Origin of the sequence: Nonomuraea sp. NPDC050394, from assembly GCF_044459065.1 — a bacterium.
Taxonomy (GTDB): domain Bacteria; phylum Actinomycetota; class Actinomycetes; order Streptosporangiales; family Streptosporangiaceae; genus Nonomuraea.
Genome location: NZ_JBITIO010000006.1, coordinates 217109 through 233106 on the forward strand (window position 1 = coordinate 217109; position 15998 = coordinate 233106).

Genomic DNA, 15998 nt, shown 5'->3' on the forward strand with positions numbered 1-15998 from the left:
GGTTCAGTACGCTTCACCGAGCGAGTCCTTGGCGTTGGCCTGGTCGTATTCGCGATCGGAGATGATCACTTTCTCGGCGATGCCCTCGCCGCCGAGGAACTTCGCGGCGGTCTCGAAGGCGAGCGGGCCGAAGCGGGGGTTCGACTCGATCACCGAGTGGAGCCAGCCGTCGACGATGGCCTGGACCGCGCTCCTGGTCCCGTCGATGGAGACGATCTTGATGTCGCCCGGCTGCTTGCCCGCGCCCTTCAGCGCGGTCACGGCGCCGAGCGCCATCTCGTCGTTCTCCGCGTAGATGCCGTTGATGTCGGGGTTGGACTGGATGAGCTGCTCGGTGACCTGCTGGCCCTTCTCCCGCGCGAACTCGCCGGTCTGCTCGAAGCTGATCGTGATGCCGGGGGCCTTCTCCTTGACCCGGTCCTTGAAGCCGTTGGTGCGCTCGGTGGTGACGTTGTTGCCGGGCGCGCCGAGCAGGATCGCCACCTTGCCCTTGCCGCCGACCGCCTCGATCATCTTGTCGGCGGCCCGCTTGCCCTGCTCGTAGAAGTCAGAGCCGATGAAGGTCAGATAGTCGGTGCAGGCCTTGGCGTTGATCTTCCGGTCGACGGTGATGATCGGGACCTTCTTGGCCGCCGCCTGCTGCAGCACCGGCTCCCAGCCGTCGGAGTTCAGGGGCGCGATCACCAGGAGCTTGGCGCCCTGCGCGATGAGCTGCTCCACGTCGGTGATCTGCTTGGAGAACTGCGACTGGGCGTTGGTCACCTTCAGGTTGGTGATGCCGACCTTGGCCGCCTCGTCCTTGATCGACTTCGTCTCGGCGATGCGGAACGGGTTGGCCTCCTTCTCCGACTGGGAGAAGCCGACCGTGGCGCTCTTCAGGTCGAAGGCGGTGCCGCCGAAGCGCTCCAGCGTGCAGGCCGGTCCTTCGGCGGTGCCGGTGGGCGTCTTGACGACCTGCTGACCGGCCGTGGAGGACGGCGCGGCCGCCGTCTGCGGCTCCTCGCCCTTGGCGCAGCCGGCCACGGTCACGAGGACGGCCATCGCCAGGATCGCGATGCGGGACATGGTGGTTCCTTTCCTAGCAGGCGGGCGAGATCTCGTCGACGAGCGCCCGGTTGGCGGCCCGGACCCTGGCGAGGTCGGGCTTGATGACCGCCCGGTCGTAGGTCATGAGCCCGTTGAGCTCCACCTCCACGTCCGTGGTCTGGGTGTAGATCGCGGCGCTGAGGCCCTCGCAGGCGTGCAGCCGCCGCAGCGTCTGGTCCATCTCGACGTAGCGGGTGGTGAGGGTCTCGGCGTCGGGTTCGACGCGGTAGCCCCAGCCGCCGCCGGACCAGGTGTGGCCGATGACGAGCAGGCCGAGCCCGCCGTACTCACCGAGGACCGAGGCCCTGGTCGCGCTCGGCGGCGAGACCGGAGCGGGGCCCGGGTACATGTGCCAGTCGATGACGTCGCCGTTGCCGCCGTCGGTGGCGCCGCAGCAGTTGACGCCGCTCTGGTTGTCGACCAGGCGTGCGGGGTCCCAGCTCTTGACCAGGTCGGCGACCCTGGCCACCTCGTACTGGCCCCAGCTCTCGTTGAACGGCACCCACATGACGATCGAGGGGCTGGCGCGGTGCTGGTCGACGATGCGCCGGAACTCGGTCTCGAACTGGGCCTGGTTGGTGTTGCCCGAGGTCGAGGGCATGTCCTGCCAGACGAGCAGGCCGAGCTTGTCAGCATGGTGGTACCAGCGGTCGGACTCGACCTTGACGTGCTTGCGCACCGTGTTGAACCCGGCCTGCTTGGTGACCTCCAGGTCGTAGCGCAGGGCCGCGTCGGTGGGGGCGGTGTAGAGGCCGTCGGGCCAGAACCCCTGGTCGAGCGGGCCGAGCTGGAAGACGGGCCGGCCGTTGAGCAGCATCCGGGTCTTACCGGCGACCTGGCCGATCGAGATCTCCCGCATGCCGAAGTAGGAGCGCACGAAGTCGTCGCCGGTCGTGACGGTCAGGTCGTACAGGAAGGGGGTGTCCGGGGTCCACGCCTTGGGCTTGGGAACCGGCAGGCTCAGCTCGGTGCCCGAGCGCCCGCTCACGCGGCCGACGACCCTCGAGCCGTCCCGCGCCACCAGGCTGACCCGCGTGCCGGCGAGGCCGGCGTTGACGGTCACCTTCAGCCTCTGGCCCTTGAGGTCGGGCACGGAGTCGACCGACAGGATCCGGTTGCGCGGCGCGGGCTCCATCCAGACGGTCTGCCAGATGCCCGAGCTGGGCGTGTACCAGATGCTGCCGGGAGTGAGGCGCTGCTTGCCGGTGGGGTGGTTGCCCTTGTCGGTGGGGTCGTAGACGCCGACGATCAGTTCCTGGGGACCCCGGCGCCTGAGCGCGTCGGTGACGTCGACGGTGAAGCGGTCGTAGCCGCCGCGGTGGGTGGCCAGGCGGGTGCCGTTGACGTAGACGGTGGACTCCCAGTCCACGGCGTCGAGGTGGAGGATGATCCGCTCGCCGCGCCAGCCGTTCGGGACCTCGAAGGTCCTGCGGTACCACATGCGGTCCTCGCTCCTGCCGATGCCGGACAGCGCCGACTCGACGGGGAAGGGCACGGTGATCCGCTCGGCCAGGTTCTTGCCGACCGGCGGCTGCTCGCCCGCCTCGGCGGCGGCGAACTGCCACGGCCCGTTGAGGCTGCGCCAGCGCTCGCGCACGAGCTGCGGCCGCGGGTACTCGGGCAGCGGGTTGGCCGGGTTCATGTCCTTGGCGAACTTGCTGGCCAGGAGATATTCGGAGCGGTTGGCCAGCGCGGCACGGGGGAAGGCGGGCAGCGCGGTGCCGTCGGCGAACTCGACGCCGCCGGTGCCGTCGTAGGCGGCCCGCACGCCGTTGCCGGCCTCGAGCGGGATCTTGGCCCCCAGCTTGAACGTCAGCGTGGCCCCGGAGGAGGAGGCGGAGGTGATCGGCCAGGCCGATCCACCGGTGGTGATCTTGAATCCGGTGGCGGCCGTGACGGGCTTGAGCGGCTTGGCGAAGGTCAGGGTGGCGGTGTCGCCCGCCTTGCCGACCTCGGCCTGGATGGGGCCCGGCGGGTCGAAGCCCTCGGGCAGGAAGAGCGCCGTCTCGGGCACGACGGTCTTGGCCAGGTCCGGGCTCTGCCAGCGCAGCCGCAGGTTGGCGCCGCCGAAGTGCTCGAAGTACTCGATCTTGATGTCGTACGCCCGCCCGGCCTCCAGGGCGATCGGGGTGCCGATCTGCTCGACGTCCCAGATGTCGCGCCAGTTGTCGATGATCAGCTTGTTGTCGACCCAGAGGCGGAAGCCGTTGTCGCCGATCATGGAGAAGGTGTAGGTGTTCGCCGCGGGTGCCGCTATGCGCCCGGTCCACCGTACGGTGACGTTCTCGTCGCGGCCGGTCAGTTCCGCGAGGGCGGGGTTGAGGTCGGAGAAGTCGATGTTCGGATCCACGACGGTGGCCTTGAGCTCACCGAAGTCGAACGTGCCCGGCCCGGTGCTCAGGTGGTAGTCGCCCTTGAGGCCATGCCGCTCCGCCTGCGTCGCCGCCGCGGGGGAGAGCGGCCACATCACGCTGAGCAGAACGGCCAGTGCTAAGGAGAGGCGTGTGATCACGGAGCTGCCTTCCGATCGAAAACGAGCGCCATCTCGACCAAAGAAAGCACCATTCCGACACGGTGGTCAAGCAAACTCGATCAGATTCGTTCTGAAATGGTCAGAGATGGGCAGTCCATCTCTGGTCGACTATGCTCGGGCCACGTGAGCGACACGCAGAGGGAGAGCGGCAGGCCCGTGTTCGCAGCCGAGCGCCGCCAGAGGATCCTGGAGCTGGTCCGGGCCAACGGCGCGGTATCCCTTCGCGAGCTCGCCCAGGCGGTGCGTTCCTCGGAGGTGACCGTCCGCCGCGACCTGCGCGCGCTCGAGTCCGAGGGCCTGCTCAACCGCCACCACGGCGGCGCCACCCTGCCCGGCGACTTCACCCGCGAGCCCAGCCACACGCAGAAGAGCGCCGTGGCCGCCGCCCAGAAGACGGCCATCGCCGACCTCGCCGTCTCGCTCGTGGAGGACGGCGACGCCATCGTCATCGGCCCCGGCACCACCACCCAGGAGTTCGCCCGCCGGCTGGCCAGGCACAGCGACCTCACGGTGGTCACCAACTCCCTGCTCGTCGCCCAGGCGCTGGCCGGCTGCCCGCGCATCGAGGTGGTGGTCACCGGCGGCTCGCTGCGCGGCCCGATCCTCGCCCTGGTCGGCACCGCCGCCGAGGGCTCGCTGGCGGGCCTTCGGGTGCGCCGCGCGTTCGTCTCCGGCAACGGGCTGAGCGCCGAGCGCGGCCTGTCCACGCCCAGCCTCCAGGTGGCCGCGGTCGACCGCGCGCTGGCCGCGGCGGCCGAGGAGGTCGTGGTCCTGGCCGACCACACCAAGATCGGCCACGACACGATGGTCCAGACGATCCCGGCCGGGCGCATCGCCCATCTGGTCACCGACGACGACGCCCCCCGCGACGTGCTCGACGAACTGGCCGCGAAGGGAGTGCGGTTGCACGTTGCCCAGCTCTGACCGAATGTGACATCTTCGTTGCGAGATTGTTTCTTGTTGTGGCCACCATCGGGGTGGAGGCAACCGTGCTTCAGCTTGCAGGCGTTCTCAAGACCTTCGACGGCGTTCCGGCGCTCGACCACGTCACGCTGGCCGTGCGGCCCGGCTCCGTCCACGCGGTCATCGGCGGCAACGGGGCGGGCAAGTCCACCCTGGTCAAGGTGGTCTCCGGCGTATACCGGCCCGACGCCGGCCAGGTCCTTCTCCACGGCGCGCCGGTCAGGTTCGCCGGCCCCGCGCAGGCCAGGCAGGCCGGCATCGCCACGGTCCACCAGGAGAGCGGCCTCGTCCCGACGATGAGCATCGCCCGCAACCTCTTCCTGGGCGCCGAGCCGCGCGGCCGGCTGGGGCTGATCGACTTCGCGGCCATGCACGCCCGCGCCGAAGAGCTCCTGTCCCCGTACGGCCTGCGTGGCAGCACCCGCCGCCCCCTCGGCTCCCTCACCCCCGGCGCCCAGCAGCTCGTCGCCCTGGCCAGGGCCGCCTGCTCGGACGCCAAGCTGGTCATCATGGACGAGCCCGCCACCGTCCTGGAACACGCCGAGCTCAGGACCCTGCTGGCCGCCGTGACCCGGCTGCGCGAGGAGGGCCGGGCGGTCATCTACGTGACCCACCGCCTGGAGGAGCTCTACGAGATCTGCGACCGCGTCACGGTCCTGCGCGAGGGCCGCGTCGTCCACACCGGGCCGCCGGCCGGCCTCGGCCGGGTCCGCCTCGTCTCGCTCATGATGGGCCGTCCCTTCCACCCGGGGGACGCCTCCCCGTTGGAGAGCTGGCCCGTGGACGAGGTCGCCGACCGGCCCGTGCTGGAGGCCAAGGGGCTGACCCGCGCGAACATGCTGGCCGGAGTGTCGCTGGCCGTACGTCCCGGGGAGGTCGTCGGCCTCGGCGGGCTGCTCGGCGCCGGTCGCAGCGAGACCGCCAGGGCCATCGCCGGGGCCCTGCCCGTCGAGTCCGGCCAGGTCACCGTGTCGGGGACGGCCAGCAGGAGGTGGTCGGTCCGCAGCGCCGTCAGGGCCGGGGTCGGCCTGGTGCCGGAGAACCGCACCACCGAGGGCATCGTCCCCAACCTGTCCGTACGCGACAACATCGCCCTGGCGGCGCTGCCGCGCCTGTCCCACGCCGGCATCGTGGCCGACACCCGCATCGACAGGATCGTCACCACGTTCATGAAGCGGCTGGACATTAAGGCCGCCTCGCCCCGCCAGCTCGCCGGCGAGCTGTCCGGCGGCAACCAGCAGAAGGTGCTGCTGGCCCGGTGGCTGGCCATGCAGCCCAAGGTCCTGCTGCTGGACGAGCCCAGCAGGGGAGTGGACCAGGCCAGCAAGCGGCAGATCCAGGCACTCCTGGACGAGCTCGCCGTCGACGGCCTGGCCATCCTGCTGATCTCCTCGGACGTGGGCGAGCTCGTCGACAACTGCGACTCGGTGGTGGTGCTGCGCGACGGCGCCATCACCCACCAGCTCAGCGGGCCGGAGGTGACCGAGGACCGGCTGCTGGCCGCCCTCGCCGACGGCTAGAACCGGACGATCTTTTGAACGGCTCTTGTGCACGATGATCAACTTGACCGGGCATCGCTCTGATCATGTCGATCTCCGTCATCCTCGCCCATGTCCTCGCGGCCGCCCTGGCCGGACCCTCCACGGTGGCCGCCCACGACGGCCCCGTCCCCATGATCGTGACCCAGTGCAGCGACGCCCTTCCCTGGCCCGGCGACACCCGGGGGTCGGTGGTGCGCCGCGTCGACTTCAACGGCCGCTCGGTTGAACTGCACGCCAGGCGCTTCAACGGCAAGCAGTACGGCTGGGCCCGCCTGACCGGCTCCACCCGCACCGGCGACGAGGTGTACATGATGGTGCACAAGGGCGACCAGAGCTGCTACACCCGCCTGCAGCGCATCGGCGCCGACGGCTACGACGCCTGGTCGCAGATGTGGCCGGCCAGCAGCCAGGGATCACAGCGGTTCCAGGCGTGCGGCTGGTTCCCGCACGACGGACCGGAGGGCACCAGCCGATGCACCGGTCACTGGTGAGATAAGGTGTGAAACGCAGCTGATCTGAAGCGAGGAGACCAGACGTGGCAGGTGACGACGACATCTCCGGGTGATACCGGAGACTGACCGGCCCCGGCAGGCGCGTATGACCGCCGCCGATGTGGCCTTGTCGTCGTTCCCCGAATCCCAGTCCCGTCGCCGGGCGGCTTCGGCACGCCCGGATCGTCTCCGTACGAGGTTCTTCACATGTCCGATGCGTTCATCATCTGCTCCAACCTGTCTTTTTCCTGGCCCGACGACACGCCCGTCTTCGGTGACCTGTCCTTCAGCGTGGGCGGCGGCCGTACCGGGCTCGTCGCCCCGAACGGCGCGGGCAAGAGCACGCTGCTCAAGCTGATCGCCGGCGAGTACCGGCCCGGCGGCGGCAGCGTGTCGGTCAAGGGCGTGCTCGGCTACCTCCCGCAGAGCCTGCCGCTGGCCGGCGACCTGACCGTGGCCGAGGTCCTGGGCGTCGCGCCGGTGATCGCCGCGCTGGACGCCATCGAGTCCGGGGACGCGAGCGAGGAGCACTTCACCACGATCGGCAACGACTGGGACATCGAGGAGCGCACCCGCGCCCAGCTCGACCGGCTCGGGCTCGGTGAGCTCGCGTTCGGGCGGACGCTGGCCACGCTGAGCGGCGGCCAGATCGTCTCGCTCGGCCTGGCCGCGCAGCTCCTCAGACGGCCCGACGTCCTGCTGCTCGACGAGCCGACGAACAACCTCGACCGCGGCGCCCGCGACCGGCTCCACGACGTGCTCGGCGAATGGAAGGGCTGCCTGCTCGTCGTCAGCCACGACCGCGCCCTGCTCGACCGCATGGACCGCATCGCCGAACTGGACCGCGGCGAGGTCCGCTTCTACGGCGGCGGCTTCACGGCCTACGAGGAGGCCGTGCGCACCGAGCAGGAGGCGGCCGAGCGGACCGTGCGCGGCGCCGAGCAGGAGCTCAAGCGCGAGAAGCGGGAGATGCAACAGGCCCGCGAACGGGCCGAGCGCAGGGCGGGCAACGCCGCCCGCAACCTCAAGAGCGCCGGGCTGCCGCGCATCTTCGCCGGGAACATGAAGCGCGGCGCGCAGGAGTCGGCCGGGCGCGCCGGCCAGATGCACGCCTCCCGGGTCGGCGACGCCCAGGCCCGGCTCGACGAGGCGGGACGCGCCCTGCGCGACGAACAGAAGATCGTGCTGCACCTGCCGGGCACGAGCGTGCCCGCCGGCCGTACCGTCTTCCTGGGCGAACGGCTGCGCGCCCGCGAGCTGTTCGCCGAGCCCGGCCTGGACCTGACGGTACGCGGGCCCGAGCGGATCGCGCTGACCGGGCCGAACGGCGCCGGCAAGTCGACCCTGCTGCGCATGATCAGCGGCGACCTGGAGCCGGGCGGCGGCCTGGCCAGGCGCGCCGAGGGCCGCGTGGCCTACCTGTCGCAGCGCCTGGACCTGCTCGACGAGGAGCGCACGGTCGCCGAGAACCTGGCCGCGTTCGCCCCGGCCATGCCGGCGGCCGAGCGCATGAACCTGCTGGCCCGTTTCCTGTTCCGTGGCGCGCGGGCCCATCTGCCCGTCGGCGTGCTCTCGGGGGGCGAACGGCTGCGCGCCACGCTGGCCTGCGTGCTGTGCGCGGAGCCGGCGCCCCAGCTGCTCCTGCTGGACGAGCCGACCAACAACCTCGACCTGGTGAGCGTGGGGCAGCTGGAGAGCGCGCTGGCGGCGTACGAGGGGGCGTTCGTGGTGGTCAGCCACGACGAGCGGTTCCTCACGGAGATCAACGTGGAACGGCGGCTGGAGCTGTCGGACGGGCGGCTCCGGGAAACCGGGTGATCTACATTGTAAAGGGCGCGTGCTGGATACCATGACATATGGCCACAGAAAGCCCAGCCGCGACGCGGCAGCGCCGCGAGCAGCTCCGTGCCTTCCTGCGCTCGCGCCGGGCGCGGCTCACGCCCGGCGACGTCGGCATGGCGGGCGGGGGCGCCGGCCGGCGACGGACTCCGGGGCTGCGCCGCGAGGAGGTCGCCGTGCTGGCCGGGGTCGGTGTGTCCTGGTACACCTGGCTTGAGCAGGGCCGTGACATCAACGTCTCGGGCGAGGTGCTCGACGCGATCGGCAGGGCGCTGCGCCTGAGCGAGCCGGAGCGCGCGCACCTCTACCTGCTGGCCGGGCTCAACCCGCCGCGGGCCGGCGCGACCCACGGCGCCGCGGTCACCCCGGAGCTGCGGCACCTGCTCGACGCGTGGATGCCGCGGCCGGCGATGCTGCGCGACCGGTACTGGAACCTGCTGCTCGTCAACGACGCGGCGCGGGAGCTGTTCGGGTACGCCGACGCCGACCGCAACTGCCTGGTGACGTTCTTCACCAGCCCCCGCTACCGCGCGATGCAGGTCGAGTGGGAGTCGGCCGCCCCGTCCGTGGTGGCCGCCTACCGGGCCTGCGTCGCCCACGATCCCGGCGACCCGGGGTTCTCCCGGGTCGTGGACGAGCTGAGCGTCGTGAGTGAGGAGTTCGCCGAGCTGTGGGCCCGCCACGACGTCAGCGGCCAGGCCCAGACGGTCAAGGCGGTCCGCCATCCCGAGGCCGGCGAACTGTTCTTCGACACGACGCCCCTGGCCGTGGTCGACCATCCCGACTGGTACCTGGAGCTGTTCAACCCCCGCCCCGGCACCGGCACCGCCGAGCGCCTGGCCCGGCTCCCGCCGCTCAGGCTGGCCGCCCCGGCGTGAGGGTGGTGGTGACAGACCCCTGATAGCCGGGCACTGTTCACCTCGCTCGCCGGTCGGCACGCTGAGACCCATGACGCACACCATTTCCCGTTTTCAGGACAAGATCGCACTCATCACCGGCGGCACGAGCGGCATGGGACTGGCCGCCGCGCGGAGGTTGCTCGCCGAGGGCGCGCGGGTGGTCATCACCGGCCGCGACAAGGTACGGCTGGACGCCGCCGTGGAGGAGCTGGCCGGTGGGGAGCGCGTGCTCGCGGTACGCGGCGACGCGGCGAGCCTGGCCGACCTGGACGCGCTGATGGCCCGGATCCGGGACCGGTTCGGCCGGTTGGACGTGGTCTTCGCCAACGCGGGCGTGGCCTCGTTCGATCCGGTCGCCGAGGTCACCGAGGCCGAGTTCGACCGGGTCGTGGACATCAACTACAAGGGAGTGTTCTTCACCCTGCAGAAGGCGCTGCCGTTGCTGGCCGACCACGCGGCGATCGTGATCAACGCGTCGTGGACGCTGCACCGCGGCCTGCCCGGCGGTTCCCTGTACTCCTCGACGAAGGCGGCGGTGCACAACCTGGCGCACACGCTGGCGGCCGAGCTCGGGCCCCGGCGGATCCGGGTCAACTCCGTGAGCCCCGGCTACATCGAGACGCCGATGTTCCACGACAACGTCTCGGCCGAGGCCCAGGGCACGGTGGTGGCCGAGGTGGTGGCGGGCCGGTTCGGCACCGCCGACGACGTGGCGGGCGCGGTGGCGTTCCTGGCCTCCGGCGAGGCGTCCTACGTCAACGGCCAGGATCTGATCATCGACGGCGGCCTGGTCGCGGCCATCCCCGGGGAGATGCTGTAGCCGATCAGACCGGGGGGTTAGGAGCAGGCTCCCAGGTCGCGGGCCGCGTAACCCTGCCCAGGCAGGACGAAAATCGCGGCCCGCGCCGGGATCCTTGAATCGTGATCGACATACTCCGGTCCGAATGGACCAAGATTCGCTCGGTGCGTTCGACGATGTGGACGCTGGGCGTCACGGGCGCGCTGATGCTGGGATTCTCCGCGCTCATCAACCTCACGGCAGAGAACATGGCGCAGGGGCGGCCGGTCCCGGGGGAGGAGACGCTCTCGGCGAGCCTGACCGGCGTGATGTTCGCCTCGCTGGCCATGGCCACGCTGGGCGTCCTGGTGATCTCCGGCGAGTACCGCACGGGGAGCATCCGTACCTCGCTCATGGCGGTGCCCCAGCGCCTCATGCTGCTGGCCGGCAAGCTCGTGGCGTTCTCGGCGGTCGCGCTGGTCGTCTGCACGGTCGCCGCGGCCGGGGCGATCGTCGTCGGCGTGGTGATCGCCCAGCCGCCGTCACTGACGGCGGGCGAGATGGTGCGGGCGGCGCTCGGGGCCGGTCTCTACCTGAGCGCCTGCGGGCTGTTCGGGCTGGGTCTCGGCTCGCTGATCCGGCACACGCCCGGCGCGATCGTGTCGGCGATCGCGCTGATCATGGTGCTGCCCACGCTGACGGGCCAGTTGCCGGGGGAGTGGGGCAGGACCGTGTCCGAGTACTTCACCACGAACGCCGGCCTGCTGGTCGTCAGCGGCCAGAGCAACGGGTCGCTGGGCCCGTGGAGCGGGTTCGCGGTCTACCTCGTCTGGGTGGCGGTGGCGGTGGTCGCGGGCGCCGTCCTGATGAAGCGCCGCGACGCCTGACGCGGGCGCCGCGTGTGCGCCCACGACGCTTGACGCGGGCACCGCGTGTGCGCCCGCGCCGTCGCGGGCGCCCGCGTGGGTCAGGGGACGCAGACGGTGATGCCGCCGGGCAAAATGTCCGCCTTGAGCTTGGTCGCGCGGTCGCGGGCGCCGCCGTCCAGCTCATAGGTCCGCGGTACGGCCAGCCGGATCGTGACCTTCCTGGCCCGGGTGATGCGGACGAACGGCGACTCGTCGGAGCGCCCGGTGGCCATCTGCCCGAGCAGCCGTCCCCACTCCAGCCTGCTCCTGGCCGTGGCGACGCCCACCTCCAGCCAGCCGTCGTCGGGCCGGGCGTCGTCGAACGCCTCGATGCCGCCGGTGATCGTGCCCACGTTGCCCAGGAGCACGCATCCGGCCTCGCCGGAGAACCACTTCACGCCGTCGATCGTGATGCGGGTGGGAGTGGTCGTGTCGCCGGCGTGCCGCAGGCCGGTCCAGACGTAAGCGAGGCGGCCCAGCCGTCGTTTCAGCCCGCCGTCGACGTCGGCGGCCATGTCGGCGTCGAATCCGACGCCGGCCATGATGGCGAAGTGCTCGCCGTTGATCCGTCCCAGGTCGAGGGGTTTGCGGTGGCCTTCGAAGCCGATCCGGACGGCTTCTTCGAGGTCTTCGGGGATGTCCAGGTTGCGGGCGAGGAGGTTGGCGGTGCCGGCGGGCACGACGGCCAGGACGGCGCCGGTTCCGGCGAGGGCGTCGACGCAGCGTTGCACGGTGCCGTCGCCGCCCCAGACGAAGATGAGCTCGGCTCCAGCCTCCAGGGCCTTGCGCGCCTGTTTGGGCGCCTTCTTGCTTTTGGGCACCTCGTACCAGAGCAGTTCGCCGATGTCCCGGTCGGTGATCCGGCGGCGGAGCTCGTCCAGGCCTCCGCCGAGGGTCTTCTTGCGGTGGGCGATGACCGCGACCTTTCGCATGGTGGTCGGCTGCCCGGTGGCGGGCCGGTGAATCATCGGCCGCCGGACTGATTCGGGCGATGTCGCGATGCGGAGGGTCCTTGACATCTTTCGTGGACAAATGCAAGAAAGTGCCGGTAAACACTTTGCCCGAGCGGGCTTCTGTTGTTTCCCGCAAGTAAGTCCGCAGCTCGTGAGGTTCCCGGCCCGTTATGAGCGGTGAATGCGGCGAACAATCTTCCAGGGTTGATCAACGTCCTGACTTCGGTTTGAGTAAAGGAAAGCGATCCGGGGGGAGGCGCGGTGCCGCGGCCTGAGCGTCCGTTGGAGGGAGACGATCCGGAGGTCCTGCGCTTCGCCGCGGACCTGCGGCTGTTGCGCGCCAAGGCGGGCGACCTGACCTACCGGCAGATGGCCCGCCGCGCGCACTACGCCGCGGCCACGCTGTCGGAGGCGGCCTCGGGCCGGCGGCTGCCGACGCTCGCGGTCACGCTGGCCTACGTACGCGCGTGCGGTGGCGAGCCACAGGAGTGGGAGCGCCGCTGGCGGGAGTTGCGCGGCAGGGAGAACGACGAGCCGGAGCCGGTCGCCGACGAGGCGGCGCCGTACCTGGGACTGGCGCCCTTCCGGGCCGCGGACGCGCGGCGCTTCTACGGCCGCGAGGCGCTCGTGGAGGAGCTGCTGGAGCGGGTCGGCGAGCAGCGGTTCGTGGCGCTGCTCGGCGCGTCGGGGTCGGGCAAGTCGTCGGTGCTGCGCGCCGGGCTGCAGGCGCGTGTGCTGGCAGGGGCGCGGCCGTGGCCGGTGGTCGTGCTCACGCCGGGCGCGCACCCGGCGCGTGACTGGGTGCCGCCGGGCGACGGCGAGACGCTGATCATCGTGGACCAGTTCGAGGAGGTCTTCACGCTCTGCCGCGATCCCGGCGAGCGGGCGCGCTTCATCGACCTGCTGGCCGGCGCCGCCGGCGGGCACCGCGTGGTGATCGGCGTGCGCGCCGACTTCTATGGTCACTGCCTGGCCGAGTCCCGGCTGCTGGAGGTGCTGCGCCGCGCGCACGTCCCGATCGGGCCGATGACCGTGGAAGAACTGCGCCAGGCCGTCGTACGGCCGGCCGCCGACGCCGGTTGCCTGGTCGAGGGGGCGCTGGCCGCCCGGATCGTCGCCGACGCCGCCGGCCAGAACGGTGTGCTGCCTCTCGTCTCCCACGTGCTGCTGGAGACCTGGCGCCGGCGCAGAGGGCTCACGCTCACCCTGGCCGCCTACGAGGCCGCCGGCGGCATCGACGGCGCGATCGCCCAGAGCGCCGAGCGCGTCTACACCCAGCTTCCGCCCGACCGGCGGCGGCTGGCCCGCCGGCTGTTCCTGCGCCTGACGGTGCTTGGCGAGGGCGCCCAGGACACCAAACGCCGGGTGCGCAGGCGGCTCCTCGGTGAGGACGCGGCCACGGCCGAGGTTCTGGAGCAGCTGGTTGCCGCCCGCCTGCTCGTGCTCGACCACGACAGCGTCGAGATCGGGCACGAGGCGTTGCTGCGCTCGTGGCCGCGCCTGCGCGACTGGCTGGCCGCCGATCGCGAGGGGTTGCGCACCCACCAGCGGCTGAGCGAGGCCGCCGAGACCTGGCAGTCGCTGGGCCGCGATCCCGGTGCTCTCTACCGGGGTGTGCGGCTGGCGGCGGCGCGTGAATGGGCCGAGCGCCAGGCGCCCGCGCTGAGCCCGCCGGAGGAGGAGTTCCTGGCGGCCAGCCTGGCCGCTCGTGAGCGCGAGGAGCGCCAGGCCCGCCGCCGCGTGCTGGCCGCCCGCTCGCTCATCGCCGTTTTAACCGCCATGGTGGTGATCGCCGGTGCCGCCACCGGGTACGCGCGCAGCCAGCAGGAGGCCGCCACCGGGCAGCGCAACACGGCCCTGTCCCAGCGCGTGGCCGAGCGCGCCATCCAGCTGCGCACGGCCAACGCGCCGCTGGCCGCCCAGCTCAGCCTCGCCGCCTTCCGGCTCACTCCGACGCTGGAGGCGCGCGGCAGCCTGCTGAGCGCGTTCACCACCCCGCTCGGCGACCGTCTTCCCCACGAGATGAACACGCTGGCCTTCAGCCCCGACGGCCGGGTTCTGGCGGGCGGCGGCGACGACCGCACGATCCGGCTCTGGCGCGTCCACGACGACGGCCCGCCGGACAAGCTCGCCGAGCTGACCGGGGCGAGTGACGACATCGAATCGCTGCGCTTCACGCCCGACGGCCGTCTGCTGGTCGCGAGCCTGTACGACGGCACCGTCCAGCTGTGGTGGGCCGCGGCGGCGGGCCCGTCGGAGCCGCTGGCCGCCTTCACCGCCCACACCGGTCCCGTCTACGCCGTCGCGGTCGGCGGCGGCGGCACGATCCTGGCCACGGCGGGTGGCGACGGCAGGCTGCGGCTGTGGGACATCGCCAACGCCGGCGACCACCGCCTGCTGTCCACGCGCGCCGCGCACCGCTCCACCATCACCGCGCTCGCCTTCCACCCCGAAACCGCCACGCTCGTCACCGCCGGGGACGACGGCAACGCCGCCCTCTGGGACACCGCCGACCCGCGCCGCCCGCGCCTGCTGCGCCGCCTGAGCGGCAACGGGGAAAAGGTGACCGCCGTCGCGTTCAGCCCGGACGGCCGCCTGCTGGCGACGGCGGGCTGGGACCACCGGGTCCGCCTGTGGGAGGTGGCAGATCCGAGCCGGCCCGTCGTGCTGACCGGGCACAGCGGTCCGCTGCAGGCGCTCGCGTTCAGCCCTGACGGGCGCCGGCTCGCCAGCGGCGGCTGGGACCACACCATCCGCCTGTGGAACGTCGCCGAGCCGCGTGCCCCCGCCACGGTGCTGACCGCGCACACCGACGTCGTCTGGGCGCTGGCCTACCGGCCCGGCGGCGGCATGCTCGCCTCGGCCGCCTTCGACGGCACGACGCTGCTCACCCGTCTGCCCGGCCCCGTCATCGGCGGCAACCCGGCGGCGCTGTCGGCCGTGGCCTTCAGCCCCGACGGCCGTACCCTGCTGACCGGGAGCGAGGACTTCACCGCGGGGCTGTGGGACGTCGCGGACCCCTACCGGCCCGTCCCGCTGCCGCGGCTGCGCGGCCATACCGGGCAGGTCGAGTCGGTCACCTTCCATCCGGCCGGGGCCCTGGCCGCGACCGGCGGCGTCGACGGCGCGGTGCGGGTGTGGCGGGTCGCCGACCGGAGCCGGCCGTCGCCGTCAGCGGTGATCGGCGCCGCTCACGAGGGGGGTGTGCGCGCGGTGGCCTTCGCGCCCCGCGGCGACCTGCTGGCCAGCTCGGGCGCGGGCGACCCCGTCGTACGGCTGTGGGACCTGACCGAGCCGGCGCGCCCGCGCGCGGCGGGCTCGGTGCGCGAGGGCGGCAACGGCGGGACGGGCCTGGCCTTCAGCCCCGACGGCCATCTGCTGGCGACGCTGAACGGCGTGGTGATCGTCCTGTGGGACGTGAGCGACCCCCAGCGGCCGGTACGGCTGGCCACCAGCCCCCAGCAGCCGGAGACGATGCAGGCGATCGCCTTCTCGCCCGACGGCCGGATGCTGGCCACCGCCTCCCTGGATCGCACCGCCCGCCTGTGGGACGTGGCCGATCGCGCGGGAATCCGCCCGCTCTCGCAGCTCATCGGCCACACCGACGCCCTGCAGGGCATCGCCTTCTCGCCCGACGGCCGCAGGCTGGCCACCGCCTCGCTCGATCGCACGGTCGGCCTCTGGGACGTGCGCGACCCCCGGCGCCCGCGCCCCGCGGGCACCCTCACCGGGCACACCGACCGTGTCTACGCGGTGGCCTTCAGCCCCGACGGCCAGTACGTGGCCAGCGCGAGCGAGGACCACACCGTCCGGTTGTGGCCGGTCGACCCCGCGACGGCGGCGGTCCGCGTCTGCGCGCGGGCCAGGCCCGCGCTCACCCCCGCCGACTGGAGCCATGCGTTTCCCGGCCTCCCCTTCCGCCGGCCCTGCCCATGATCGCTGCCAGGTTTCCCAAGATTGCGGACACGCGCCGGTCGTGCCCGGCCCGGGGAGGTCAGGATGGGGGC

General features: G+C 72.0%; 11 protein-coding genes. 8 read left to right on the forward strand and 3 right to left on the reverse strand.

Going from position 1 to position 15998, the window contains the following annotated elements:
* Window positions 1–3: 3 nt before the first annotated feature.
* The gene (locus tag ACIBKY_RS24855; RefSeq protein ID WP_397099834.1) at window positions 4–1065 is read right to left on the reverse strand and encodes an ABC transporter substrate-binding protein; all 1062 of its coding nucleotides are present in this window, start codon (window positions 1063–1065) and stop codon (window positions 4–6) included.
* Window positions 1066–1078: 13 nt separating this feature from the next.
* Window positions 1079–3598, reverse strand: a complete 2520-nt coding sequence (locus ACIBKY_RS24860; protein ID WP_397099836.1) for a PA14 domain-containing protein — start codon at window positions 3596–3598, stop codon at window positions 1079–1081.
* 144 nt (window positions 3599–3742) lie between these two features.
* Between ACIBKY_RS24860 and ACIBKY_RS24865 the strand changes: the two genes are divergently transcribed.
* The 7 genes from ACIBKY_RS24865 to ACIBKY_RS24895 all read left to right on the forward strand — a co-directional run bounded on the left by ACIBKY_RS24865 (window position 3743) and on the right by ACIBKY_RS24895 (window position 11017).
* Complete coding sequence (locus tag ACIBKY_RS24865) at window positions 3743–4543, forward strand: DeoR/GlpR family DNA-binding transcription regulator (protein ID WP_397099838.1); 801 nt, start codon at window positions 3743–3745, stop codon at window positions 4541–4543.
* 65 nt (window positions 4544–4608) lie between these two features.
* Window positions 4609–6102, forward strand: a complete 1494-nt coding sequence (locus ACIBKY_RS24870; RefSeq protein ID WP_397099840.1) for a sugar ABC transporter ATP-binding protein — start codon at window positions 4609–4611, stop codon at window positions 6100–6102.
* A 65-nt stretch (window positions 6103–6167) separates the two neighbouring features.
* Window positions 6168–6614 carry a hypothetical protein gene (locus tag ACIBKY_RS24875; RefSeq protein WP_397099842.1) on the forward strand — a complete coding sequence of 149 codons (447 nt, stop codon included), beginning with the start codon at window positions 6168–6170 and terminating at the stop codon, window positions 6612–6614.
* 207 nt (window positions 6615–6821) lie between these two features.
* The gene (locus ACIBKY_RS24880; protein ID WP_397099844.1) at window positions 6822–8432 is read left to right on the forward strand and encodes an ABC-F family ATP-binding cassette domain-containing protein; all 1611 of its coding nucleotides are present in this window, start codon (window positions 6822–6824) and stop codon (window positions 8430–8432) included.
* Window positions 8433–8470: 38 nt separating this feature from the next.
* Window positions 8471–9331, forward strand: coding sequence for a helix-turn-helix transcriptional regulator (locus ACIBKY_RS24885; RefSeq protein ID WP_397099846.1), 861 nt, complete (start codon window positions 8471–8473; stop codon window positions 9329–9331).
* Between the two features lie 70 nt (window positions 9332–9401).
* The gene (locus ACIBKY_RS24890) at window positions 9402–10172 is read left to right on the forward strand and encodes a glucose 1-dehydrogenase (protein ID WP_397099848.1); all 771 of its coding nucleotides are present in this window, start codon (window positions 9402–9404) and stop codon (window positions 10170–10172) included.
* A gap of 101 nt (window positions 10173–10273) precedes the next feature.
* Entirely contained in the window at window positions 10274–11017 is a 744-nt protein-coding gene (locus ACIBKY_RS24895) for an ABC transporter permease subunit (protein WP_397099850.1), read from the forward strand.
* An 80-nt stretch (window positions 11018–11097) separates the two neighbouring features.
* Here the strand turns inward: ACIBKY_RS24895 and ACIBKY_RS24900 are convergent, their stop codons facing one another.
* Window positions 11098–11970 carry a diacylglycerol/lipid kinase family protein gene (locus ACIBKY_RS24900; RefSeq protein ID WP_397099852.1) on the reverse strand — a complete coding sequence of 291 codons (873 nt, stop codon included), beginning with the start codon at window positions 11968–11970 and terminating at the stop codon, window positions 11098–11100.
* Between the two features lie 282 nt (window positions 11971–12252).
* Between ACIBKY_RS24900 and ACIBKY_RS24905 the strand changes: the two genes are divergently transcribed.
* Entirely contained in the window at window positions 12253–15927 is a 3675-nt protein-coding gene (locus tag ACIBKY_RS24905) for a hypothetical protein (protein WP_397099854.1), read from the forward strand.
* The last annotated feature ends 71 nt before the right edge of the window (window positions 15928–15998 follow it).

Bases quoted from the DNA above. Each gene is read 5' to 3' on its own strand.
- ACIBKY_RS24855 (WP_397099834.1), bottom strand. From the start codon at position 1,065: ATGTCCCGCATCGCGATCCTGGCGATGGCCGTCCTCGTGACCGTGGCC.
- ACIBKY_RS24875 (WP_397099842.1), top strand. From the start codon at position 6,168: ATGTCGATCTCCGTCATCCTCGCCCATGTCCTCGCGGCCGCCCTGGCC.
- ACIBKY_RS24880 (WP_397099844.1), top strand. From the start codon at position 6,822: ATGTCCGATGCGTTCATCATCTGCTCCAACCTGTCTTTTTCCTGGCCC.
- ACIBKY_RS24885 (WP_397099846.1), top strand. From the start codon at position 8,471: ATGGCCACAGAAAGCCCAGCCGCGACGCGGCAGCGCCGCGAGCAGCTC.
- ACIBKY_RS24890 (WP_397099848.1), top strand. From the start codon at position 9,402: ATGACGCACACCATTTCCCGTTTTCAGGACAAGATCGCACTCATCACC.
- ACIBKY_RS24900 (WP_397099852.1), bottom strand. From the start codon at position 11,970: ATGCGAAAGGTCGCGGTCATCGCCCACCGCAAGAAGACCCTCGGCGGA.